The sequence below is a fragment of the Candidatus Symbiopectobacterium sp. NZEC135 genome (assembly GCF_025962695.1).
The window spans coordinates 1-673 of record NZ_JAGFPF010001175.1 but is presented as its reverse complement, the minus strand read 5'-3'; the positions used below and the strand labels follow the sequence as shown (position 1 = coordinate 673).

The following is a 673-nucleotide window of genomic DNA, read 5'->3' as shown; positions in this document are numbered from 1 at the left end:
CGAAATTAGAGCTTAGGTTTATATATGGTGATGCCAAAGGTGTTGTAATACAGCTTGGCGAGCATGTCGGCTCTGGTGGCGCTCCATGCTATGCCGACCTTAATGAGTTGCTAGGGAAACATACTGCAATCTTAGGCTCAACTGGCTCAGGTAAATCAGGTACAGTAGCGGCGGTGATCCACAGCATTCTTGAACGTGGTGAGATTGCTCAGCATACGCACTGGCATCCGCAAGTTATCATTCTCGATCCACATAATGAGTACGGCAAAGCATTTCCTAAGCATCAACGGTTATCTACAGATGAAGGGACGCTAAAATTACCTTACTGGCTACTTGATCTAGAAGAATCGTTAAGTTTGTTCATAGGTAAAACAGAGTTCGCTGCTACATCTCAATCTAATATCATTAAGAATGCTTTAATTTATGTACGTGAACAAACAGCTGAGAGACTTGGTTTGGATAAAAGTCAATTAACTGTTGATTCGCCAGTTCCGTATATTTTAGGTAGTGCTGAAGGGTTAGACCATTTTGGTTGCAAAGGTGGCGTATTATATGAGGAAGGCCTAATTGGTGCAATAAATATACAACGACCAGATGGTAAGGATAAAAACAAGCATGAGGACTTTAGTAAAGTCGTTCGCAAGATCGATTCGTTGTTAAAAGATGGACGGCT

At 41.8% G+C, this 673-nt stretch carries 1 protein-coding gene; it reads left to right on the top strand.

Going from position 1 to position 673, the window contains the following annotated elements; genetic code table 11:
- The coding region (locus tag J5224_RS33170) for an ATP-binding protein (protein WP_264629150.1) at positions 1–673 on the top strand (673 nt) is incomplete at both ends.